Consider the following 23,860-nt stretch of genomic DNA (forward strand, 5'->3'; position numbering starts at 1 on the left):
CCCGGTCCAGCGTGAGCGGAGGCTAGCGTAGAGCCATGAGTGCTCCCCTCCCGGAAGGCCCGGCCATGCGCGCCGCCGCCTCGGGTCTGAACCTCACCGACTCGGTCTACGAGCGGCTCCTGCGCGAGCGGATCGTCTTCCTCGGCAGTCAGGTGGACGACCCGATCGCCAACCAGATCTGCGCGCAGCTGCTTCTGCTCTCGGCCGAGGACGCCGAGCGCGACATCTTCCTCTACATCAACTCGCCGGGCGGCTCGGTCAGCGCGGGCATGGCGATCTACGACACCATGCAGTTCATCACCAACGACGTGGCGACGGTTGCGGTCGGCTTGGCGGCAAGCATGGGCCAGTTCCTGCTCTGCGCGGGCGCCAACGGCAAGCGCTACGCCACCCCGCACGCGCGGATCATGATGCACCAGCCCTCCGGTGGGATCGGGGGTACGGCGAGCGACATCGCGATCCAGGCCGAGCAGATGCTCTACACCAAGAAGGTGATGCAGGAACGCATCGCCTTCCACACCGGTCAGACCATCGAGCAGATCGAGCGCGACTCCGACCGGGATCGCTGGTTCACCGCCGACGAGGCGAAGGACTACGGGTTCGTCGACCAGGTCGTGGCGCGGGCCAACCAGGTGCCGTCCGAGGGCGCGGTCTCCTGACCGGCGCATGACGAGTTCAGGAGCTGACTGACATGCCTCAACCACCCCAGGGTCGCTACATCCTCCCGACCTTCACCGAGCGCACGAGCTACGGGTTCAAGGAGCTCTCGCCGTACACCAAGCTGTTCGAGGAGCGGATCATCTTCCTCGGCGTGCAGATCGACGACGCGTCCGCCGACGACGTGATGGCCCAGCTGCTCTGCCTCGAGCAGATGGACCCGGACCGCGACATCTCGGTCTACATCAACTCTCCCGGCGGCTCGTTCACCGCGCTCACCGCGATCTACGACTGCATGCAGTTCATCCGGCCGGAGATCCAGACCGTCTGCCTCGGCCAGGCCGCGTCGGCCGCCGCCGTACTGCTCGCCGCGGGTACGCCGGGCAAGCGGCTCGCGCTGCCCAACTCGCGCATCCTCATCCACCAGCCCTACAGCGAGGGCGGCGGGCAGAGCAGCGACATCGAGATCCAGGCCAGGGAGATCATGCGCATGCGCGCGCTGCTCGAGACCTTCATCTCGCGGCACTCGAACCGCACGATCGAACAGGTCAAGGAAGACATCGAGCGCGACAAGATCCTCACCGCCGACGAAGCAGTCGAATACGGCCTGGTCGACGAGGTCATTCGCAGTCGCAAGCTTTCGGCCGTACCTCCGCCGAAGCCCGTCGAATCGTCCTGATCGACTAGGCCATCCGGCCGATTCGTTTGGCGACACGCCCGGTCAGGTATCGATCCGCGCCGGATTAGGGGGGACGATGTCGGTCCGGCGCGGTACCGTCGTAGATGGGTCTCGGCACCGGGCCGGGCGCCATGACGGGCGGCTCGGGTCGAGCGGTCCGTCCGGCAGGTCGAGCCGTGTAGGTCGAGCGAGGACGTGGAGGGCATCGGGTGGCACGCATCGGTGACGGTGGCGACCTGCTCAAATGCTCCTTCTGCGGGAAGAGCCAGAAGCAGGTCAAGAAGCTCATCGCCGGTCCCGGCGTCTACATCTGCGACGAGTGCATCGACCTGTGCAACGAGATCATCGAGGAGGAGCTGAGTGAGTCCTCGGACGTCTCGTTCGACTCGCTGCCCAAGCCGAAAGAGATCTACGAGTTCCTCGACGGCTATGTGATCGGGCAGGACAACGCGAAGAAGACGCTCTCGGTCGCGGTCTACAACCACTACAAGCGGGTCCAGGCCGGCACCGACAAGGAGCCGGTCGAGCTGCAGAAGTCCAACATCATGCTGCTCGGCCCCACCGGCTGCGGCAAGACGCTGCTTGCGCAGACCCTCGCGAAGATGCTCAACGTCCCGTTCGCGATCGCCGACGCGACCGCGCTGACCGAGGCCGGCTACGTCGGCGAGGACGTCGAGAACATCCTGCTGAAGCTGATCCAGGCCGCTGACTACGACGTCAAGAAGGCCGAGACCGGCATCATCTACATCGACGAGATCGACAAGATCGCGCGCAAGAGCGAGAACCCTTCGATCACCCGTGACGTCTCCGGCGAGGGCGTGCAGCAGGCGCTGCTGAAGATCCTGGAAGGCACCACCGCGAGCGTCCCGCCGCAGGGCGGTCGCAAGCACCCGCACCAGGAGTTCATCCAGATCGACACCACGAACGTGCTGTTCATCGTCGGTGGTGCGTTCGCCGGGCTGGACAAGATCATCGAGGCGCGGCGCGGCAAGAACGGCATCGGCTTCGGTTGGGAGCCGCGCAGCCTGTCCGACGTCGACACCGAGGACACCTTCGCCGACGTCATGCCGGAGGACCTGCTCAAGTACGGCATGATCCCCGAGTTCATCGGCCGGCTGCCGGTCATCACCAGCGTGCACAACCTCGACCGCGAGGCCCTGATCCGGATCCTCACCGAGCCGAAGAACGCCCTGGTCCGCCAGTACAAGCGGCTGTTCGAGCTCGACGGTGTGGAGCTCGAGTTCAGCGAGGACGCGCTCGACGCGATTGCCGACCAGGCGATCAAGCGCGGCACCGGCGCCCGCGGCCTGCGGGCGATCCTCGAAGAGGTGCTGCTCTCGGTCATGTACGACGTACCGTCCCGCAAGGACATCGCCAAGGTCATGATCACCGAGGCGGTCGTCCTCGAGCACGTCAACCCGACACTCGTTCCTCGGGACGCGCAGCCGGCGAAGCGCGAGCGTAGAGAGAAGTCGGCCTAGCTCGGCTCTGCCGGCCGCTATCCGAGTTGTGGGCTGTGCGGTACTGCAGCGCTCACAAGCTGATCGCGGCGTTGGGTGTGGTCAGTCGAGCGGTTTCATGAACGACCAGAGGTGGCCCTCGCAGTCGTACGCGCCGTACTCGCGGTAGCCGTACGGCTGGTCCATCGGCGCGTAGCGGATCTGCGCGCCTTCTGCCACCGCGTGCGCATGATGTGCGTCGACGTCGTCCACGATCACCGCCACCATCCCGGTCGCGGCTCCCACCGACTGCGGCGAGCGCAGCGAGAACTCCGAGCGCTCGGGATGCAGCCACAGCACGCCGTCGCCCGCCTGCAGCTCGCCGTGCACCGCTTCTCCGGACTCGTCGTGGTTGAGCTCCCCCGGCCCGAGCCCGAAGACCCGGATCAGGTACTCGTAGGCCGCCGGCAGGTCGGCGTAGACCAGGATCGAGATTCGCTTCTGTACGCCGGTGTCGATCGCCGTCATGTCCTCCAACACCTCCAGTAGGTGGGCGCCGCGCGAGGATGCCTGCGCGGCGGGTTGCGCGAGCAGCCGAGCCAGCCGGCCGCGCAGGCGCTGTTCGGTCTCCAGCGGCCGGTCCAGCTCGTGCAGGTGAGCGGTCAACACCGACGTTGCGTCGCCGCGGTCGGCATCGAGAGCGACCGGCATGCTTGCCAGCGGCAGGCCGAGCCGCCGCAGCATGCAGACCCGGTACAAGCGCTCGACATCGCCGTCGCTGTAGAGCCGGTGCCCACCGCCGGTGCGACCCGATGGCGAGACCAGCCCGATCTCGTCGTAGTAGTGCAGGGTGCGAACCGTCAGCCCGGTGGCCCGAGCGAGTTCTCCGACCCGCCAGCCGATCTCCGAGTCCGTCACGGAACCGACCGTAGGACCTGACGTCGCGTGAGGTGCAAGGTCGCCTGCCAACCGGACCGCTCGGCGGGCGGCCGGCGCTCAGTGCACACGCGGCGTGAGGTCACATGGTGACGTCGACGGTCAGCTCGCTTCCTTCGCTCGGCTCGAAGCTGATCGACTCGATCCGCCCGGCTCCCGCGAGGTCGGCGCCCGCCAGCCGGAGCCGGTCGAGATCCTCCGCAGCACCGCGAACCACCGCGCGCGCGATCGGCGTACGCATCGACACCTGGGCGGTCGACTTAGCGCCCCGCACGTGGGACAGCGCCACGCTGACCAGGCCGAGCAAGGCCGGCTCGGCCTCCGCGTCCGAGGGCACCGCGAGCTCTTCGGCGGTCGGCCAGCCGGCCCGGTGGATCGAGCCTTCCCGCCACCACGACCAGATCTCCTCGGTCACGTATGGCAGGAAGGGCGCGAACATCCGCAGCAGTACGTCGAGCGCCGTGCCGAGGGCTGCCTTCGCCGACTCGACGCCGTCGCCGCCGCGCGAGCCGTACGCGCGCTCCTTCACGAGCTCGATGTAGTCGTCGCAGAACGTCCAGAAGAACGTCTCGGTCAGCTCGAGAGCCCGGGTGTGGTTGTAGCCGTCGAAAGCACGGGTCGCCTCCGACCGGACGTCGGCCAGACCGGCGAGCAGGGAACGGTCGAGTGGTTCGGTCACCGCAGAGACGTTCGGCGATGCCCCCATGCCGAGCGCGAACTTCGACGCGTTGAGCAGCTTGATCGCCAGCCGGCGACCGATCTTCATCTGACCGGTGTCGAATGCAGCGTCGGTGCCGAGCCGCGCCGACGCCGACCAGTACCGCACCGCGTCGCTGCCGAACTCGTCGAACAGCTCGATCGGCGTTGTGACGTTGCCCTTGGACTTCGACATCTTCTTGCGGTCCGGGTCGAGGATCCAGCCGCTGATCGCGGCGTTCGACCACGGCAGAACGTCGAACTCCAGCTGCGAGCGCACCACGGTCGAGAACAACCAGGTGCGGATGATGTCCTGCGCCTGCGGCCGAAGATCCATCGGGAACACGCGCGACATCAGGTCGTCGTCGAAGGTCCAGCGCCCCGCGATCAACGGAGTGAGCGACGACGTCGCCCAGGTGTCCATGACGTCGGGATCGCCGATGAACCCGCCGGGCGCGCCCCGCTGGCTCTCGTCGTACCCGTCCGGGCAGTCCGACGACGGGTCGACCGGCAGCGCGCTCTCGGCCGGCACCAGCGGTTCGTCGTACACCGGGTCGCCCGCGGAGTCGAGTCGGTACCAGACCGGGAACGGTACGCCGAAGTAGCGCTGGCGGCTGATCAGCCAGTCGCCGGTGAGTCCGTTGACCCAGTGCTCGTAGCGGACCTGCATGTGCGGCGGGTGCCACTGCAGCTCCTGGCCGCGTGCGATGAGGGTCTCGCGCAGGGTGGTGTCGCGGGCGCCGTTACGGATGTACCACTGCCGCGTGGTCACGATCTCCAGCGGCCGGTCGCCCTTCTCGTAGAACTTGACCGGGTGCGAGATCGGCGTCGGTTCGCCGTCGAGCAGGCCGGCGGCGCGCAACATCGCCACTGTCTCCTCGCGCGCGCCAAAGACGGTCTTGCCGGCCAGGCGGGAGTACGCCGACGCGTCCACGCCGTCGGGGGCGTCGGCGAGCACTCGACCGTCCTCGCCCAGCATCGTGCGCAGCGGCAGCTGCAGCTCGCGCCACCAGGTCACGTCGGTGAGGTCACCGAATGTGCAGATCATCGCGATGCCCGATCCCTTCTCAGGGTCGGCGAGGTGATGCGCGACGACGGGCACCTCGACGCCGAACAACGGCGTCAGCGCGGTCGTGCCGAACAGCGGTTGGTAGCGCTCGTCGTTCGGGTGCGCGACGAGCGCGACGCAGGCCGGCAGCAGCTCGGGGCGCGTGGTCTCGATCCAGATCGGGTCTCCGCCCGCGCGCCCGAACGCGATCCGGTGGTAGTTCCCCGGGCGCTCGCGGTCCTCGAGCTCGGCTTGCGCGACCGCCGTACGGAACGTGATGTCCCACAGGGTCGGTGCCTCGGCCTGGTAGGCATCGCCGCGCGCGAGGTTGCGCAGGAACGCCTTCTGCGAAATCGCGCGCGACCGCGCGTCGATCGTCCGGTAGGGGTCGGACCAGTCGACCGAGAGCGCGAGGCGCCGCCACACGGCTTCGTACGCCTTCTCGTCCTCTGCGGTGAGCACGTCGCAGAGCTCGACGAAGTTGCGCCGTGAGATCGGCAGATGGTCTTTCGCGTCCTTCGGCGGTGTCTCCGGTGCGGTGAACTCAGGGTCGTAGGGGAGCGACGGGTCGCAGCGCACGCCGTAGTAGTTCTGCACCCGCCGTTCGCTCGGCAGGCCGTTGTCGTCCCACCCCATCGGATAGAAGACCTCGCGCCCGCGCATCCGCTGGTAGCGCGCGATCAGGTCGGTGTGGGTGTAGGAGAAGACGTGCCCGACGTGCAGCGAGCCACTCGCGGTGATCGGCGGCGTGTCGATCGCATAGACCTCGGCCCGAGGGCGCGTGCGGTCGAACCGGTAGGTCCCGTCGGCTTCCCAGGCCGCCGACCATTTGGCTTCCAGCCCGTCGACGCTCGGCTTGTCAGGCACGTTCACAGCGCACGAGTCTAGGAGTCCGCCCTAGGCTCGGGTCCGTGGCTTTCGACGACGTCGATCCGCTGGCCCGGGTCGACAAGGCGCTCGAGGCGCGCTTCCCGACCCGGATGGTTCCTGACCTGGACCGGATCACGGACCTGCTCGACCTGCTCGGTGAGCCGCAGCGCGCATTCCCGTCGATCCACATCACCGGCACGAACGGCAAGACCTCGACCGCCCGGATGATCGACGCGCTGCTGCGCGAGCTGGGCCTGCGTACCGGTCGCTACACGTCTCCGCACCTGGAAAGCGTCACCGAGCGGATCTGTGTCGACGGCCAGCCCCTGACGGCGGAGCGCTTCGCCGAGGTGTACGACGAGGTTGCGCCGTTCGCGGAGATCGTGGACGGCCGGCACGCGGACCGGGTCACCTTCTTCGAGCTGCTGACCGCGATGGGCTTTGCGGCATTCGCCGACGCTCCGGTCGACGCCGCCGTGGTCGAGGTCGGCCTCGGCGGTCGCTGGGATGCCACCAACGTGATCCACGCGCCGGTCGCGGTCGTGACGCCGATCAGCCTCGACCACGTCGGCATCCTCGGCTCGACGATCGAGGAGATCGCGGCGGAGAAGGCCGGTCTCATCCACGAGGGGGCCGCGGTCGTCTGTGCGGTGCAACCCGAGGCGGCCGTGGCAGTGTTGGTCGAGCGAGCTGCCGAGGTCGGCGCGACCATCGTCGCCGAGGGGCTGACCTTCGGCGTACGGTCCCGATCGGTCGCGGTGGGCGGCCAGCTGCTGGAACTGCAGGGCCTCGCTGGCGTCTACGAAGAAGTCTTCCTGCCGCTGCACGGGGCCCATCAAGCGACGAACGCGGCCTGCGCGCTGGCCGCGGTCGAGGCGTTCCTCGGGGCGGCGGATCGTGAGCCGCTCGACGCCGACGCGGTCCGCGCCGCCTTCGCGGGCGTCAGCTCACCCGGCCGCCTCGAGGTCGTGCGGCGCAGCCCGACCGTTCTGATCGACGGCGCGCACAACCCGGCCGGTGCGGCCGCGTTGGCGGCGGCGCTCGAGGACGAGTTCACCTTCGACCGGCTGGTTGCCGTGGTCGCGATCCTCGGTGACAAGGACGCGGCCGGCGTACTCGCCGAGCTCGAGCCGGTGGTGACGAGCGTCGTGGCGACCACCAACGGCTCGCCACGGGCGCTGTCCGCAGCCGAGCTCGGCGCCGTTGCGACCGAGGTGTTCGGCGAGGACCGGGTCGAGGTCGTGCAGCGACTTGACGACGCGATCGACGTCGCGGTGCAGCGCGCCGAGGCGGACGCAGCCGTCGGTGGCGCCGGCGTGATCGTCACCGGGTCGATCGTCACGGTCGGCGAAGCCCGGCACCTGTTGCGCGGGTCGAGCGCTTGAGCGAAACGCCCGCGCCCCGCGGGCTGTATGCGCTCGGCTCGGCCGGGCTGGTGCTCGAGGCGATCGTCCTGTTGCTCGCCGGCCCGGCGGTGATCAGCCTCGAGCGCGGGCACGTCTCGGCGTTGAAGGTCGGCTACCTGTTCGGGATGGCAATCCTGCTCATCGTTGCGGCCGTCTGGCTGCGCAAGCGCGGCGGCAAGACGCTGGCCTCGCTGATCCAGCTCCTGGTGATCGCGGGCGGGGTGATCACCTGGCCGATGTACGTCGTCGGGCTGGCGTTCGCCGCGATCTGGGTCTACTGGCTACGCCTCTGGCCCCGCTCCCACGCAACCTGACCCCACGCATGGCCCATAGGTGGTGCTGCACCCCCACGCATGGCCCATGGGTGGGGCCATAGGCCCCTGCATGGGCCATTGGCACGGCGAGGCCGGGCGGCCCGGGGCTGCCGTCCACACGGCTCGGGTGCGTCGTGACCGTTCACAGATCAGTACCCAGGCGTCCACGGAGCGGCGTCGCGCCTGGACTGTGACCGATGGACAACGCGATGTCGGAGATCCTCAGCCGGCAGGACCACGTCATCACCCGACGCCAGGCCCTGGAGCTGATGTCGCTGGACGCGCTCAGGCATCGTCTCGGTGGACCCTGGCAGATCATGCTTCCCGGCGTGTATCTGGCCCAGACCGGATCGCCCTCGCGGCGTCAGCGGCTGCGGGCAGCCCTGCTGTACGGCGGGTCGTCCGCACAGCTGGCGGACGCGACGGCACTGCATGCCTACGGCGTTCGCTACCTCCCGCCGGACCCAACCGTGCGGGTGTTGCTCGCGGCCGAGGCGAAGCGCGCCAACCGCGATGGTGTCGTCGTTCGCCGTACTCATCGAAGGCCGCAGCCTCGCATCATCGACGGTCTGCCCCACTGTCCGCCCGAGCGGGCGTTGGTTGAGTTTGCGGCGCGGGTGGGTGAGCGCCGGGTTGCGACCGCCGTGGTCGCGGATGCGGTGCAGCGAGGCCTCGCATCCCTCGACCGGATGACGATGGAGGTCGTTCACGTCACTGGTCGCGGTGCCGGGATCGCGCGACTCGCCGTGGGAGATGTCGTCGGTGGTGCGCGGTCGGCTCCCGGCTCGCCGGGCGCGGTCTTCCACCAGGCGTTGTGCTGCTCCGCGCGGATCCCGATGGCCCATTAGTGGGGCGATAGCCCCACCAATGGGCCATGCGTGGGGCTGGAGCCCCACCAATGGGCCATGCGTGGGCACTAAGGTGTCCGGCGTGGCGGAGCGCACCCTGGTCCTGGTCAAGCCCGACGCCGTACGGCGGGGCCTCATCGGCGAGATCGTCGGCCGGCTCGAGAACAAAGGTCTGATGATCCTCGCCCTCGAGCTGCGCACCCTGGACACGGACATCGCGACTCGGCACTACGCCGAGCACGAGGGCAAGCCGTTCTTCGGTTCGCTGGTCGAGTTCATCACCGGCGGGCCGCTGGTCGCGATCGTGGTCGAGGGCCACCGGGCGATCGAGGCGGTTCGCACCCTGATGGGCGTGACCGATCCGGTCGCCTCGACGCCCGGTTCGATCCGCGGCGACTACGCGCTCGAGATCGGCCAGAACCTGGTCCACGGCTCGGACTCACCGGAGGCAGCGGCCCGCGAGGTCGCCCTGTTCTTCCCCGCGCTGGCCTGACTGCCGGCGCCGGCAGCGGCCGAAATCGGCCATTTCGGCGTACGTCGGATCGGCGCTAGCATCAGTCACTGCCCCCAAAAATGCGCAGCTTGAACGAGCACAGCGCTTCCATTCCCCGATCCGGAAGGCGTGCGCCGATATGGCGAACAACAGCGGATTCCTCGGCCGTGACATGGCCGTCGACCTCGGCACGGCCAACACGTTGGTCTACGTGCGCGGTCGCGGCATCGTCCTGAACGAGCCGAGCGTGGTCGCGATCAACACCAACACCGCCGGCATCCTGGCGGTCGGCACCGAGGCGAAGCGGATGATCGGCCGCACGCCCGGCAACATCGTCGCGATCCGGCCGCTGAAGGACGGCGTGATCGCCGACTTCGAGACCACCGAGCGCATGCTGCGCTACTTCATCCAGAAGGTGCACCGCCGCCGGCGCACCGCCCGTCCGCGGCTGGTCATCTGCGTGCCGAGCGGCATCACCGGGGTCGAGCAGCGGGCGGTCAAGGATGCCGGCTACCAGGCCGGCGCCCGCAAGGTCTTCATCATCGAGGAGCCGATGGCGGCCGCGATCGGCGCCGGGCTCCCCGTGCACGAGCCGACCGGCAACATGGTCGTCGACATCGGCGGCGGCACGACCGAGGTCGCCGTCATCTCCCTCGGCGGCATCGTTACTAGCCAGTCGATCCGCACCGGCGGCGACGAGCTGGACGCCTCGATCATCGCGTACGTCAAGAAGGAGTACAGCCTGATGCTCGGTGAGCGGACGGCTGAGGAGATCAAGATGGCGATCGGGTCGGCGTTCCCCGCGCCGGACGAGCCGGGCGCCGAGATCCGCGGTCGCGACCTCGTCACCGGTCTGCCCAAGACGATCCTCGTGAGTGCCGACGAGATCCGCAAGGCGATCGAGGAGCCGGTCAACGCGATCGTTGACGCGGTCAAGACCACGCTCGACAAGACGCCGCCCGAGCTCTCCGGTGACGTCATGGACCGCGGCATCGTGCTCACCGGCGGTGGCGCGCTGCTCGCCGGACTCGACGAGCGGCTGCGGCACGAGACCGGCATGCCGATCCACGTCACCGACGACCCGCTCAACTCGGTCGCCATGGGTGCCGGCAAGTGCGTCGAGGAGTTCGAGGCGCTACAGCAGGTCTTGATCTCCGAGCCCCGCCGATAGCCGAGGAAGGACGGTACGACGGGTGACCGTCGTACCGCTCTGTCGACGATGAATCGCGCCCGGACATGAGGAGCTCCCGGCGGGGTCGCCTGGTGCTGACGATCCTGCTGCTGGCCGCCTTCACCCTGATCACGCTCGACTACCGCTCGGGCACGCTCAACGGCGTTCGCAACGTCGCCGAGGACGTCTTCGGGCCGATCGAAGATGTGGTCGACGACGTCACCCACCCGATCGGCTCCTGGTTCTCCTCGGTCGGCCACCTCGGCAGCTACAAGCACCAGAACCAGCAGCTGAAGAACGAGATCGCCAAGCTGCAGTCGCAGCTGCACCTCACCGCGTTGCAACAGCAGGAGCTGCACCAGCTGCAGGGGATCTTCAAGCTGGCGAGCATCGCGCAGTACCGCGTCGTGGCGTCGCGGGTCACCGCCTTCGGCGGCGGGCTCGGCAGCGACCAGACGGTCACGATCGACCGCGGCAGCGCGAACGGAATCGCGGTCAACGAGACGGTCATCGACGGCGACGGGCTGGTCGGCCGCACGATCACGGTCGGGCGCAACACGTCGACCGTTCTGCTCGCCGATGATCCGACCTTCGCCGCCGGTGCGCGGCTCTCCGCGAAGCAGCTCGAGGCGGGCAAGGTGCAGGGCAACGGCGTCAACCAGCCGATGACGCTGACCCTCTACAGCACGACCGTGCGCCCGCAGGTCAACGAGGATGTCGTCACTCTCGGCGACCAGAACAACACGCCGTTCGTGCCTGAGGTGCCGATCGGCCAGATCACCAAGGTCTCGCCGCCGAACGGCGGGCTCGCGCAGAGTGCGACGGTCAAGCCGTTCGTCGACTTCAACGCGATCGACGTCGTCGCCGTCGTCACCCACGCGCCGTCGTCGGTGAAGCACGACAGCCTGCTGCCGCACCCGCCGAAGCCCACACCCACCGTCACCGTGACCACCACGGTGACCGCGACTCCGGGCCAGCCGCCACCGTCGTCACCACCGGCGAGCGGCGGATCATCACCGGCCGTGCCGCCGTCGAAGTCCTCGAGCCCGTGACCGCGCGGCGGATCCTTTACCGACTGGTCATCGTCTTCGTTGCGGCGGTCCTTCAGGTGGTGGTGGTCAACCGGCTGCCGCTGCCGGGCGGCCGACCGGATCTGCTCGTTCTGGTCGTGGTCGGGATCGCGCTGGCATCCGGCGCCGAGCGGGGCGCGATGTTCGGGTTCTTCGCCGGATTTGTCGCGGACGTCCTGCCCCCTGCGGGCCACATCGCCGGCCGGCTCGCCTTCGCCTACACCGTGGTCGGCTACCTCGCCGGCCTGGCCGACGACCCGGAGGAGACCTCTGTCCTCACCACGATCCTGGTCGTGGCCGGCGGGTCAGCAGCGGTCGTGCTGGTCTACTCCGGGCTCGGCGCGCTGCTCGGCGACGTCCGTGTGACCGCGCATTCCACGGTTCATTCGCTCGTCTTCACCGTTGTCTACGATGTGGTACTGGCGCCATTCGTGGTCCCGTTCGTCTCGGCTGTGGCTCGGCGGCTGGAGCCGGTCGGAGCCCGATAGGCCCGCCGACCAACCGCACAACCGCCCGCACCGCCCGTATGGATCGCCTGACCGAGAGCGTTCACCTGTGACCGATCGATCCCATCTGCGGCTCGTCGTGCTCAGCGTGCTCGTCGTCTCGCTGGTCGCGACGTTGCTGGGCCGGCTCTGGTACCTGCAGGTGCTTGCGGCGCCGCAGTTCCGCGCAGAGGTCGACAGCAGTCAGGTTCGCGACGTCGTGACCCAGCCGTCCCGCGGCGATGTGTTCGACGACATGGGCCGGCCGCTGATCGACAACAAGACCGCGCTGGTCATCTCGGTCGACCGCTCGGCACTCGACCGGCAAGCGGACGGTGGCAAGGCGGTGCTGCACCGGCTGGCGAAGCTGTTGCACACGTCGTACACGAAGCTCGCGCACGAGACCCGGCTGTGCGGGAAGAACTCGGCGGGGCACTACGTCACTGCGCCGTGCTGGGGCGGTTCGCCGTACCAGCCGATTCCGGTCAGCCAGCTCAAGCCGGACCTCGCCTCGACCAAGCGTGCGCTCTACATCGCAGAGATGCAGGGGGAGTACCCCGGCGTGACCGCGCAGCTTGCCGCGGTGCGGAACTACCCACGACCCGACGGCGCGGACGCGAGCGCGATCCTCGGTTACCTCGAGCCGATTCAGGCCGCGCAACTGAAGAAGCTGACCCCGGCGCAGCAGAACCTGCAGCGCGACAGCGTCGTCGGCGCGACCGGCCTCGAGGAGTACTACAACAACTACCTGCGCGGCCGGCAGGGCTTGAAGCGAGTACGCGTCGACCATCTCGGCAACGTCACCGGGACACTCAGCGTCAAGCCGCCGCAGCCCGGCGACAGCATCGTCACGAACATCGACGCCAAGGTGCAGGCCGCGTTGGAGCAGCAGCTCCAGGACGCGATCACGGCCGCACGCAACGCGGGCAAGACCGCGGACTACGACGCCGGCGTCGTGATGAACGTGCGCACGGGCGGCATCATCGCGATGTCGGGCTGGCCGACGTATCAGCCGAACCATGCGCCACCGACGCTGACGGTGAAGCAGTACAAGAAGCTCGAGCACGATCCGGGCCACCCGTTGTTCGACAAGGCCTTCGAGGCTGCTGCAGCACCTGGCTCAAGCTTCAAACTGATCTCGTCGTCCGGTTTGCTGTGGGACGGCACCGCGAACACCTACAGCCAGTACGACTGCTCGGCGACGTACAACCACAAGCACAACTTCGAGGGCGAAGTCGGGGGCATGGAGACCCTGCACACCGCCATCGTGCAGTCCTGCGACACCGTGTTCTACCGCCTTGCGCGCAAGGACTGGGATCGGGACTTCACTCTGGTCAAGGAGGGCAAGAAGCCGGTCGAGGGCGTGCAGCACATCGCGCACGAGTATGGGCTCGGCGAGAACCCCGACCTCGACCTGCCCAACGCGGCAACCGGCCACATCGCCGACCGCAAGAACCAGAAGCTCGCCTGGGAGGCCCAGCGCAAGAACTACTGCGCGGGCGCGGCGCGGCGGGCGAAGGGGACCTACCTGCAGAAGCTCGACGCGTTCGACTGTCAGGACGGATGGGAGTTCGAGCCCGGCGACCAGGAGGACGAGGACATCGGGCAGGGCACCGTGACCGTCTCACCGCTTCAGCTCGCCGTTGCCTACTCGGCACTCGCCAACGGCGGCAAGGTCTTCGAGCCGCGGGTGGCGAAGGCGATCTACAGCCCGACCGGGCAGTTGATCAAGCGGATCAAGGCGCCGGTCCGCGACCATCTATCCGTGAGCACGGCCGACCTCAACTACATCCGGCAGGCGATGTACGGCGTCACCACCGAGAACGGTGGAACCGCCGCCGGCACGTTCCAGGGTTTCCCGATGAACAAGGTCCTCGTCGGTGGCAAGACCGGCACCGCCGAGCTGACCGGAACCAACCAGGACGGCGCCTGGTTCGCGTCGTTCGCCGGGCCCGCCGGAGGCAAGCCGCAGTACGTCACCGTCATCGAGGTGAACAAGGCCAACGAGGGTGCGGTGAGCGCGGCTCCGTACGTGCGCAAGATGTGGGAGGAGCTCTACGGTCTCGGCGGGCACAAGGCGCTGTTCCCGAACGGTGTGCCGCCGAAGAAGCTGCCGACGATCGCGCCGAGCATCGGCGGGACGGTACAGACCCACCACCACTCGAAGTCGAGCAAGAAGTCGACCCCGGGCTCGCCGCCACCGTCGCCGAGCACGACCACGGCGGGCGGCGTACCGCCGGTGCTGCCGCCCGAGCTGCGGCCGTGGGCCATGCAGTGAGCGACATCTCGGCCTCGACCCGGTCCGCTCCGGTCAGTGCGCGGCGCGAGTCGATCACGTCGCGGGTGCTCGATCGTGAGTCCTACCTGCGCAAGATGGACTGGATCCTGGTCGGCGCGGTCGCGGTGCTGTGCGTGATGGGCTGCGCGTTGGTGTGGGCCGCGGCCAAGCCGCAGGGCCTCGGCTCGTCGTACCTCAAGAAGGACCTGCTCAACGTCATCATCGGGGTCGGCCTCGCCGTCGTCGCCGCGCTCGTCGACTACCGGACGCTGCGCGCGTACACGCCGGTGTTGTACGTCGCGTCGGTCATCGGGCTGCTCGCGGTGCTGTCACCGCTCGGGCAACGAATCAACGGCGCCCACTCGTGGATCTCGCTCGGTGGCGGCTTCGAGATCCAGCCGTCGGAGTTCGCGAAGGTGGCGGTGATCCTCGGCATCGCCATGCTGTGCTCGGAGAAACGCGAAGGCAGCACGGTCCCGACCAACCAGGACATCCTGTTCAGCCTCGGCATCGCGGGGGTGCCTGTGCTGTTGATCCTCGCCCAGCCCGACGTCGGCTCGACCATGGTCTTCGCCGTGATCATCTTCGGCATGCTGTCGCTGTCCGGGATCTCGGCGCGCTGGATCGTCAGCATGCTGGTCGCCGCGGTCCTCGGATCGCTGTTGATCGCTCATCTGCACCTGCTGCACAAGTACCAGATCGACCGGCTGCTGAGCTTCACGCATCCCGGTGCCGGCGTCGAGAGCTTCGGGCTCAACCAGCACGAGTCTCTGCTCGCGATCGGCCACGGCGGCATCTTCGGGCAGGGGCTCGGGCACGGCTCCCTGACCAACGGCCAGTACGTGCCCGAGCAGCCCACCGACTTCATCTTCTCGGTCGCGGGCGAGGAGCTCGGGCTGGTCGGCTCGGGGCTGATCGTGATCCTCAGCGGCGTCGTGCTCTGGCGGGCGTTGCGGATCGCTCGTCTCGCCCAGGACCGGTTCGGGATGCTGGTCGCGGTGGGCATCGCGTGCTGGTTCGGGTTCCAGGCGTTCGAGAACATCGGGATGAACCTCGGCATCATGCCGATCACCGGCTTGCCGCTGACCTTCGTGTCCTACGGCGGTACGTCGATGTTCGCTTCGATGATCGCGATCGGGCTGTTGCAGAACGTGCACATCCGCACGGCGCGCTGATCCCGCCTACCCTGGCATCGTGACGACGAGCCAGCCGGTCGAGAGCGTGTTCCCCCGGCTCGAACCGCTGCTCCCGCTCGTACGCAAGCCGGTGCAGTACGTCGGCGGTGAGTTGCACGCGACGGTCAAGGACTGGGACGCCGCGACTGTGCGCTGGGCGCTGATGTATCCCGACGCGTACGAGGTCGGTCAGCCCAACCAGGGCCTGCAGATCCTCTACGAGGTGCTGAACGAGCAGCCGGACGTTCTCGCGGAGCGCACCTACTGCGTGTGGCCGGACCTCGAGGTGTTGATGCGGCAGCACGGGATCCCTCAGTTCACCGTCGATGCACACCGGCCGGTGGGTGCCTTCGATCTGCTCGGCGTGTCGTTCGCGACCGAGCTCGGGTACACGAACCTGCTCACCGCACTCGACCTGGCCGGCGTTCCGATCCTCGCGGCCGCCCGGTCCGACGGCCACCCGATCGTGGTCGCGGGCGGGCATGCCGCGTTCAACCCGGAACCCATCGCCGACTTCATCGATGCCGCGGTGCTCGGCGATGGCGAGCAGGCCGTGCTTGCCATCACCGACCTCGTCCGTGCGTGGCGGGCCGGCGGCTGTGCCGGGGGCCGCGCCGGCCTGCTGGCCGCGCTCGCCGAGAGCGGGGTCGCGTACGTCCCGGCGTACTACGACGTGAGCTACCTGCCCGACGGCCGGATCCAGCGGGTCGCGCCCAACCGGCCGGGCGTCCCGTGGCGGGTGGCGAAGCACACGGTGATGGACCTCGACGAGTGGCCCTACCCGAAGCGGCCGCTCGTGCCGCTCGCCGAGACCGTGCACGAGCGCTACAGCGTCGAGATCTTTCGCGGCTGCACGCGCGGGTGCCGGTTCTGCCAGGCGGGGATGATCACGCGACCGGTGCGGGAGCGCTCGATCACCACGGTCGGCGAGATGGTGCAGAACGGCATCGCGGCGACCGGGTTCGAGGAGGTCGGGCTGCTGTCGCTGTCCAGCGCCGACCACAGTGAGATCGGCGAGATCGCCAAGGGCCTCGCCGACCGGTACGACGGCGAGAACGTTTCGCTGTCGCTGCCGTCGACCCGTGTCGACGCTTTCAACATCACGCTGGCCAACGAGCTGTCGCGCAACGGGCGGCGTACCGGGCTGACGTTCGCGCCCGAGGGGGGCAGCGAGCGGATGCGTCAGGTCATCAACAAGATGGTCACCGAGGACGATCTGATCCGCACGGTCGCGACGGCGTACGGGAACGGCTGGCGGCAGGTGAAGCTCTACTTCATGTGCGGGCTGCCGACCGAGACCGACGAGGACGTGCTCTCGATCGCCGGCATGGCGCGGCGCGTGATCGCGACCGGGCGTGAGGCGGCGGGGCGCAAGGACATCCGGTGCACGGTGTCGATCGGTGCGTTCGTGCCGAAGCCGCACACGCCGTTCCAGTGGGCGGCTCAGCTCGACCACGAGTCGGTTGACCACCGGTTGCGGGCGCTGAGGTCGGCGATCAGCCACGATCGCGAGTTCGGCCGTTCGATCGGGCTGCGCTACCACGACGGGCGGCCGTCGATCATCGAAGGGCTGCTCTCGCGCGGCGACCGCCGGGTCGGCGCCGTGATCCGGCTGGTGTGGGAGCGCGGGCAGCGATTCGACGGCTGGAGCGAGCACTTCTCCTTCGAGCGGTGGACCGAGGCGTGTGACGAGGTCTTCGCCGACCAGCCCGTCTCGCTCGACTGGTACACGACTCGTGAGCGGGCGCTGTCCGAGGTGCTGCCGTGGGACCACCTCGACGCCGGGCTCGACAAGGACTGGATGTGGGAGGACTGGCAGCAGGCGCTCGCCGGGGGCGAGGTCGAGGACTGCCGCTGGTCGCCGTGCTACGACTGCGGCGTGTGCCCGTCGCTCGGCACCGAGACCCAGGTCGGCCCCACGGGCCGCGCGCTGCTCCCGCTCACCCCGGTCTGATGCACCGCCCCGCTCCGCACGCATGGCCCATCGGTGGGGCTATTGCCCCACGCATGGCCCATAGGTGGGGCTATCGCCCCACGGATGGGCCATGCGGATGAGCCGGCAGCCGGAAGGGCCGCCACCGCCACCGGTCGTCCAGCGGCTGCGGGTCCGGTACGCCAAGCGCGGGCGGTTGCGCTTCACCAGCCATCGCGACTTCGCCCGCGCGTTCGAACGCGCGCTGCGCCGCTCCGGCGTACCGATCGCGTTCAGCGCCGGCTTCACGCCGCACCCGAAGGTCTCCTACGCCGGGGCCGCGCCGACCGGGGTGGCCTCGGACGCGGAGTACCTCGAGATCGGGCTGGCGGCGGTCCGCGAGCCGGCCGAGGTCCGGGCCGCCCTCGACGGCGCCCTGCCGCCCGGGCTGGACATCGTCGAGGTCGTGCAGGCGCCTGCGGACGGCGGCTCGCTCGCCGACCGGATCGAGGCCTCCGCGTGGCGGATCGTGCTCCCGGGCGTGTCGGCCGAGGCCGCCGGCGCCGCGCTCGACCGCCTGCTGGCGGCGGACGGCGCGCCGGTCGAACGGCTGACCAAGGACGGCCCGCGGACGGTCGATGCGCGGGCTGTGCTGCTCAGCGCGAGGCTCGCGAACGGCTCGCCGGATCCCGAGCCGGCCGAGGTGAACGCCCGATGTGCGACACTGGAAGTGGTCGTGCGGCATTCATCACCCGCTGTTCGACCCGACGACATCTTGACGGCGTTGCGCGCGATCGGCGCACTGTCGACGCCCGTCACCCCCGTGGTGACGCGGCTGGCGCAGGGGCTGGTCGACCCAACGTCGCCGGAGGACGCGAGGCGCCTGGTCGACCCGCTGAGCGAGCCCGGCACGGTCCGGGCGTAGCCCGGCGAGCAGACACCGCCGGCGCCGTCCTCACGGATGCCGTCGCCCAATCGGCTTCCGCCGTGAGCCGCTTTCGAGCGGCGTACGGCGACACCTCGCTCCCGAGCGGGGCGCCAAGGCGCTCCCGGGAACGGACAGGAGAGTACGTGCTCGACGAAGAGCGCAACGCAGAAACCACTACCACCAACGCTGCAGGCAGCGAGCCCGCCGCCCCCGCCAGCCGGCGGCGGCGTTCCGCCAGCCGGCCGGCCGGCCCGCCGAACCCCACGACATCGCCGGCGGCACCGGCAGCGCCGAGCGCAGCGCCGGCCGCGGTCGGCGAGGAGCAGTCGGCAACGCCGGCCAAGCGCACCCGCAAGAAGGCCGCGCCGGCAGCTGGGGCCGGCTCGACCGATACGGCCGCTGCCCCGGCGAAGCGGACCCGGCGTAAGGCCGCCGCGGCCACTACCGGGTCCGAAGAGGCCTCGTCGACCGTCGAGCCGGCCCGGCCGGCGGCAAAGGCCACCGCGGCTCCGGCCGTGTTGTTCCAACCGCCGCCGTCGGAGCCGGCGCCGCCACGCCGCCGCGCGAAGGCCGCGCCCGCGGCCGACTCCGAGTCCGGATCGTCCGAGGCCTCGGGAGCTGCGGGAGAAACCCCAGCCGACGGTGAGTCGGACGATGGCGCTCGCTCTGGCCGGCGCCGCCGCGGCCGCCGTGGTCGCGGTGGCCGGGGCGGCAGCGGCGAGGCGGCCGACGCCGCTGACGAAGCCACCGAGGACGGTGGGTCCGGCGAGGCAGCTGGCGAAGCCGACGCGGACGGCGCGGACGGTGACGACTCGCCCGCCGGCAGCCGCCGCCGGCGGCGCCGCCGGCGGCGTTCGGGCTCGGGAGACGGCGACGAAGCCGGCGACTCCGACGATCCCCCGAACACCGTCGTCCATGTGCGAGAGCCACGCAAGGCCACCGATGACGGCGTACGCGGGGTCAAGGGATCGACCCGTATGGAGGCGAAGCGGCAACGCCGCCGTGACGGGCGGGAGACCGGTCGCCGCCGCCCGGCGATCATCACCGAGGCGGAGTTCCTCGCCCGCCGCGAGGCGGTCGAGCGGGTCATGGTGGTCCGCCAGGGCGACGAGCGCACGCAGATCGCGGTGCTCGAGGACGGCATCCTGGTCGAGCACTACGTCACCCGCAAGAACGCCGCGTCGATGGTCGGCAACGTCTATCTCGGCAAGGTGCAGAACGTGCTGCCGAGCATGGAGGCGGCATTCGTCGACATCGGCCGCGGCCGCAACGCCGTGCTGTACGCCGGCGAGGTCAACTACGACGCGAGCGCGCTGGAAGGCAAGCCGCCGCGGATCGAGCAGGCGCTCAAGAGCGGCCAGTCGGTCCTCGTGCAGGTCACCAAGGACCCGATCGGGCACAAGGGTGGCCGGCTCACCAGCCAGGTCAGCCTGCCCGGCCGCTACATGGTCTACGTGCCGGACGGCCGGCTGTCGGGGATCAGCCGCAAGCTGCCGGACACCGAGCGGTCCCGGCTGAAGAGCATCCTCAAACGGCTCACGCCGGAGGACGCGGGCGTGATCATCCGTACGGCGGCGGAGGGCGCTACCGAGGAGGCACTCGAACGCGACCTCAACCGGCTGAAGGCGCAGTGGGAGGTCATCGACACCAAGTCGAAGTCCGCCAGCGCCCCGAGCCTGATCTACAGCGAACCCGACCTGGTGATCCGCGTCGTACGAGACATCTTCAACGAGGACTTCAGCTCACTCGTCGTGCAGGGCGCGGACGAGTGGGACACCATCGACAACTACGTGCGCTGGGTCGCGCCCGACCTTGCCGAGCGGACCAAGCGCTGGGACGAGCCGAGCGACGTCTTCGAGGCGTATCGAGTCGACGAGCAGCTGGCCAAAGCGCTGGAGCGCAAGGTTTGGCTGCCGAGCGGTGGCTACCTGGTGATCGACCGCACCGAAGCCATGGTGGTCGTCGACGTCAACACCGGGAAGTTCACCGGCCGCGGCGGCAACCTCGAAGAGACGGTGACCAAGAACAACCTCGAGGCGGCGGAGGAGATCGTGCGCCAGCTTCGGCTGCGCGACCTCGGCGGGATCATCGTCATCGACTTCATCGACATGGTGCTCGAGAGCAACCGCGACCTGGTGCTGCGTCGCCTGCTCGAGTGCCTCGGGCGCGACCGTACCCGCCATCAGGTCGCCGAGGTCACCTCGCTCGGTCTGGTTCAGATGACCCGCAAGCGGGTCGGCGAAGGCCTGCTCGAGTCCTTCAGCGAGACCTGCCCGGAGTGCGGCGGCAGCGGCGTGATCCTCACCTTCGACCCGGTCGCCGGCAAGCGGCCGAAGAAGGCGGCGAAGGCCACGTCGGGCAAGGACGGCAAGCGATCCGGATCGGGCTCGGGGAAGTCTGCGAAGTCGAAGGCGGGCGACGCCGATGCCGGGGCTTCCGCGGAAGGGAACGCTGGGGCCAAGGGTGGCCGCAAGCGCCGCAACGCCTCGCCCGACGGCGAGTCCGCGGCCGCGAGCGAGGCCGCGACGGGGGCCGAGGCCGCGACGGGGGCCGAGGCAGCAGCGGAGCCGCTCGCCGCGACCCCCTAACCCCGGCCCGGAACCTCGGCCCGGAACCTCAGCGAACGACGGGGAGGGGTCCGCGGGGACTAGTCCGCGACGAGGTCGCCGCCCACTCCGTCGTCGAGCGAGGCGACGGGATCGTCGATCCGCGCCACGAGGTCCGGGCCCGCCGGCGCGAGGTCTGCGCCCGCCGGCGCGAGGTCTGCGGGCGGCGGTGCGGGGCCCGTGCCGGCCGGCGCCGATCGGGTGAGCGCCCCGGCGTACGACGTGCCGGTCGCCGCGTGGTCGGCCTCGGACTGCTCGCTCAGCGCCTCCCGGCTGCTCGAGAGCGCCGCATCGATCGCGCCGAGCGCCTGCTCGGTGTCTCCGGCGGCGAGGGCGTACTTCGCGATCGCTAGCTGCTGAACGAGGTCGTCGCTGCGCTCGAGCGCCGCGCCGGAGCCACCGGCGTCGGTTGCCGAGCCCACCTCGTCGTCCGGCTCAGCCGGTCGCGCACGCACGAGCTGCCCTCCCGATAGTTGCGATGAGGAAATTGTCGTGCCCACGGCATCGGCCGCTGTAGCGATAGCCGGGAGAATGATCAATAGGGGCCATATCCGGGCCGCAGCGCATGGCCCGTGCCGGTTTGACCCGTCGGGTGAACAGTCCGTACCCTGATCGGTCGGATCCGCTTCGTGTGCCGCCAATCGGCTAGGCCCGCCGGATCCTCCGACCGACGCCCACGTGAGGCGCTAGCAGCAGGGAGCTCGACCGTGTACGCGATCGTCCGCAGTGGCGGCCACCAGCACAAGGTCGCGATCGGCGACACGTTGACGGTCGACCGGCTCGCCGGCGCGCCCGGTGACTCGGTCACCCTTCCTGCGGTGCTGCTCGTCGACGAGGGCGGCGCCATCACGACCGACGCGGATGCGCTCGCCAAGGCCACCGTCACCGCCGAGGTCGTCGGTGAGGTCAAGGGCCCGAAGATCTCGATCCACCTGTTCAAGAACAAGACCGGCTACCACCGGCGGCAGGGCTTCCGCGCGAAGCTCACGACGCTGCGCGTGACCGGCATCGAAACCGGGAAGTAGCGCCATGGCTCACAAGAAGGGTGCGTCCTCCAGCCGGAACGGGCGCGACTCCGCTGCCCAGCGACTCGGCGTGAAGCGGTTCGGCGGCCAGCAGGTCAACGCCGGCGAGATCCTCGTCCGCCAGCGCGGCACCCACTTCCACCCGGGCGACAACGTCGGCCGCGGTGGCGATGACACGTTGTTCGCGCTCGTCGCGGGCGCGGTCCAGTTCGGCCGCCGGCGCGGGCGCCGGGTCGTGAGCATCACGACGGCCGACGCCGCCGCGACGGCCGACAGCACGGCCTGACCTTCGCGGCATGGCCGCGACCTTCGTGGACCGGGCCGTGCTCCACGCATCCGCCGGCGACGGCGGGAACGGCTGCGCGTCCGTCCTTCGTGAGAAGTTCAAGCCACTTGGTGGCCCGGACGGCGGTGACGGCGGGCGCGGCGGCGACGTCGTACTCCTCGTCGACCCGAGCGTGACCACGTTGCTGGACCTGCACCGCCATCCGCACCGCCGGGCGGCGAGCGGCAAGCCTGGCCAGGGATCCAACCGCTCCGGCGCCGAGGGCGCCGACCTCGTGATCGGGGTCCCGGACGGCACCGTGGTCCGCGCCGCCGGCAGCGGCGAGCTGCTCGCCGATCTGGTGGGCGCCGGCAGCCGGTACGTCGTCGCGCGAGGGGGTCGTGGCGGGCTCGGCAACGCGGCGCTTGCGTCGGCGCGCCGCAAGGCGCCGGGGTTCGCGCTGCTCGGCGAGCCGGGGGAGTCACGCGAGGCGGTGCTCGAGCTCAAGAGCGTGGCCGACGTCGCCCTCGTCGGTTTTCCGAACGCCGGCAAGTCGTCGCTCATCGCCGCGTTGTCGGCCGCGCGGCCGAAGATCGCCGACTACCCGTTCACGACGCTGGTGCCGAACCTCGGGGTGGTCGAGGCGGGCGACGTCGTGTTCACGGTGGCGGACGTCCCGGGCTTGATCCCGGGCGCGAGCAGCGGCAAGGGTCTCGGCCTGGAGTTCCTGCGGCACATCGAGCGGTGCGCGGTGATCGTTCACGTCGTCGACTGCGCGGCCGCGGAGACCGAACGCGACCCGGTTGGCGATCTCGAGCAGATCGAGGCGGAGCTGGCGGCGTACGACGACGCCATCGACGGCGGGTTGTCGGGTCGGCCGCGGCTGGTCGCGCTCAACAAGATCGACGTCCCTGACGGCCGTGACCTCGCTGACCTCGTCCGCGATGAGGTGTCCGAGCGATACGGCTACCCCGTGTTCGAGATCTCGGCCGCCACGCACGAAGGGCTCCGCGAGCTCGGGTTTGCGATGGCCGAGGCGGTTGCGGCCGCGCGCGCCGCGCACGGCACGCCGGAGCCCGAGCGAATCGTGCTGCGGCCCGCCGCCACGCGCGACGCCGGCTTCGCGGTCGAGGTGGCCGGCGAGCAGGCGTTCGTGGTGACCGGCGACCGGCCGCGGCGATGGGTGCTGCAGACCGACTTCGGCAACGACGAGGCGGTCGGGTACCTCGCCGACCGGTTGGCCCGGCTGGGTGTCGAGGACGAACTCGCGAAGCTCGGTGCGCGGGCGGGTGCGGAGGTGACGATCGGCGAGGTGACCTTCGACTGGGAGCCGACGCTACGAGCGGTCAGCGGGGTGCCGCGCGGCGGCCGCGGGACCGACGAGCGACTCGAGGACCACCGCCGGGTCGGGGCGCACGAGCGCAAGGCGGCTCGCAAGGCGCGCCGATCGCCGTACGACGAGGGCGCCGAGGTCGTCGAGGGCGCCGAGGTCGTCGAGGGCACCGATGGCGCCCTCCGCGCGCAAGCAGTGCCCGACGAGGACGCGGGGGACTGATGGG

At 69.8% G+C, this 23,860-nt stretch carries 20 protein-coding genes and 1 pseudogene; 18 read left to right on the plus strand and 3 right to left on the minus strand.

The features are described 5' to 3' along the window. The first annotated feature begins 65 nt into the window (after positions 1–65). From VME70_11720 to clpX, 3 genes are all read left to right on the plus strand, one after another. Positions 66–659: an ATP-dependent Clp protease proteolytic subunit gene (locus VME70_11720; protein ID HTW20865.1), complete on the plus strand. Its 594-nt coding sequence runs from the start codon at positions 66–68 to the stop codon at positions 657–659. Between the two features lie 32 nt (positions 660–691). Further along, on the plus strand, positions 692–1,336 hold the full coding sequence (locus VME70_11725; protein ID HTW20866.1) for an ATP-dependent Clp protease proteolytic subunit: 645 nt from the start codon (positions 692–694) through the stop codon (positions 1,334–1,336). 209 nt (positions 1,337–1,545) lie between these two features. Continuing rightward, positions 1,546–2,817 (plus strand): ATP-dependent Clp protease ATP-binding subunit ClpX, encoded by a 1,272-nt coding sequence (gene clpX / locus VME70_11730; GenBank protein ID HTW20867.1) that lies wholly within the window; start codon positions 1,546–1,548, stop codon positions 2,815–2,817. 81 nt (positions 2,818–2,898) lie between these two features. On the opposite strand, the gene VME70_11735 is transcribed toward clpX, so the two are convergent. Both VME70_11735 and valS read right to left on the minus strand, forming a co-directional pair. Beyond that, positions 2,899–3,693, minus strand: a complete 795-nt coding sequence (locus tag VME70_11735) for a MerR family transcriptional regulator (GenBank protein ID HTW20868.1) — start codon at positions 3,691–3,693, stop codon at positions 2,899–2,901. A 100-nt stretch (positions 3,694–3,793) separates the two neighbouring features. Beyond that, positions 3,794–6,328: a valine--tRNA ligase gene (gene valS / locus VME70_11740; GenBank protein ID HTW20869.1), complete on the minus strand. Its 2,535-nt coding sequence runs from the start codon at positions 6,326–6,328 to the stop codon at positions 3,794–3,796. Between the two features lie 38 nt (positions 6,329–6,366). On the opposite strand from valS, the gene VME70_11745 reads away from it, so the two are divergent. The 12 genes from VME70_11745 to VME70_11800 all read left to right on the plus strand — a co-directional run bounded on the left by VME70_11745 (position 6,367) and on the right by VME70_11800 (position 20,993). Then, complete coding sequence (locus VME70_11745) at positions 6,367–7,710, plus strand: folylpolyglutamate synthase/dihydrofolate synthase family protein (GenBank protein HTW20870.1); 1,344 nt, start codon at positions 6,367–6,369, stop codon at positions 7,708–7,710. Further along, a complete protein-coding gene (locus tag VME70_11750; protein ID HTW20871.1) occupies positions 7,707–8,045 on the plus strand; it encodes a DUF4233 domain-containing protein in 339 nt (112 codons plus the stop codon). The genes VME70_11745 and VME70_11750 overlap by 4 nt, the downstream gene beginning before the upstream one ends. Positions 8,046–8,242: 197 nt before the next feature. Further along, on the plus strand, positions 8,243–8,893 hold the full coding sequence (locus VME70_11755) for a hypothetical protein (protein HTW20872.1): 651 nt from the start codon (positions 8,243–8,245) through the stop codon (positions 8,891–8,893). A gap of 82 nt (positions 8,894–8,975) precedes the next feature. Next, positions 8,976–9,386, plus strand: coding sequence for a nucleoside-diphosphate kinase (ndk, locus tag VME70_11760; protein HTW20873.1), 411 nt, complete (start codon positions 8,976–8,978; stop codon positions 9,384–9,386). Positions 9,387–9,525: 139 nt separating this feature from the next. Continuing rightward, positions 9,526–10,557, plus strand: coding sequence for a rod shape-determining protein (locus tag VME70_11765; GenBank protein HTW20874.1), 1,032 nt, complete (start codon positions 9,526–9,528; stop codon positions 10,555–10,557). Positions 10,558–10,649: 92 nt separating this feature from the next. Further along, a complete protein-coding gene (mreC, locus tag VME70_11770) occupies positions 10,650–11,609 on the plus strand; it encodes a rod shape-determining protein MreC (protein ID HTW20875.1) in 960 nt (319 codons plus the stop codon). Further along, positions 11,606–12,115 carry a rod shape-determining protein MreD gene (mreD, locus tag VME70_11775; GenBank protein ID HTW20876.1) on the plus strand — a complete coding sequence of 170 codons (510 nt, stop codon included), beginning with the start codon at positions 11,606–11,608 and terminating at the stop codon, positions 12,113–12,115. The genes mreC and mreD overlap by 4 nt, the downstream gene beginning before the upstream one ends. 67 nt (positions 12,116–12,182) lie before the next feature. After that, on the plus strand, positions 12,183–14,390 hold the full coding sequence (locus VME70_11780) for a penicillin-binding transpeptidase domain-containing protein (protein ID HTW20877.1): 2,208 nt from the start codon (positions 12,183–12,185) through the stop codon (positions 14,388–14,390). Continuing rightward, a complete protein-coding gene (gene rodA / locus VME70_11785) occupies positions 14,375–15,565 on the plus strand; it encodes a rod shape-determining protein RodA (protein ID HTW20878.1) in 1,191 nt (396 codons plus the stop codon). The genes VME70_11780 and rodA overlap by 16 nt, the downstream gene beginning before the upstream one ends. A gap of 19 nt (positions 15,566–15,584) precedes the next feature. Continuing rightward, positions 15,585–17,519 (plus strand): TIGR03960 family B12-binding radical SAM protein, encoded by a 1,935-nt coding sequence (locus tag VME70_11790; protein HTW20879.1) that lies wholly within the window; start codon positions 15,585–15,587, stop codon positions 17,517–17,519. Positions 17,520–17,616: 97 nt separating this feature from the next. Further along, the gene (locus VME70_11795; GenBank protein ID HTW20880.1) at positions 17,617–18,402 is read left to right on the plus strand and encodes a TIGR03936 family radical SAM-associated protein; all 786 of its coding nucleotides are present in this window, start codon (positions 17,617–17,619) and stop codon (positions 18,400–18,402) included. A gap of 62 nt (positions 18,403–18,464) precedes the next feature. Continuing rightward, a complete protein-coding gene (locus VME70_11800) occupies positions 18,465–20,993 on the plus strand; it encodes an Rne/Rng family ribonuclease (GenBank protein ID HTW20881.1) in 2,529 nt (842 codons plus the stop codon). A gap of 59 nt (positions 20,994–21,052) precedes the next feature. Here the strand turns inward: VME70_11800 and VME70_11805 are convergent, their stop codons facing one another. After that, a complete protein-coding gene (locus VME70_11805; protein HTW20882.1) occupies positions 21,053–21,466 on the minus strand; it encodes a hypothetical protein in 414 nt (137 codons plus the stop codon). Between the two features lie 252 nt (positions 21,467–21,718). Between VME70_11805 and rplU the strand changes: the two genes are divergently transcribed. The 3 genes and pseudogenes from rplU (at position 21,719) to obgE (ending at position 23,772) form a co-directional block, all read left to right on the plus strand. Continuing rightward, the gene (gene rplU / locus VME70_11810; GenBank protein ID HTW20883.1) at positions 21,719–22,036 is read left to right on the plus strand and encodes a 50S ribosomal protein L21; all 318 of its coding nucleotides are present in this window, start codon (positions 21,719–21,721) and stop codon (positions 22,034–22,036) included. A 4-nt stretch (positions 22,037–22,040) separates the two neighbouring features. Next, positions 22,041–22,322 (plus strand): 50S ribosomal protein L27, encoded by a 282-nt coding sequence (gene rpmA, locus VME70_11815; protein ID HTW20884.1) that lies wholly within the window; start codon positions 22,041–22,043, stop codon positions 22,320–22,322. A 10-nt stretch (positions 22,323–22,332) separates the two neighbouring features. After that, positions 22,333–23,772, plus strand: a pseudogene (gene obgE, locus VME70_11820) (GTPase ObgE). Positions 23,773–23,860: the final 88 nt, after the last annotated feature.

The sequence above is a fragment of the Mycobacteriales bacterium genome, from assembly GCA_035504215.1.
Lineage (GTDB): Bacteria > Actinomycetota > Actinomycetes > JAFAQI01 > JAFAQI01 > DATAUK01.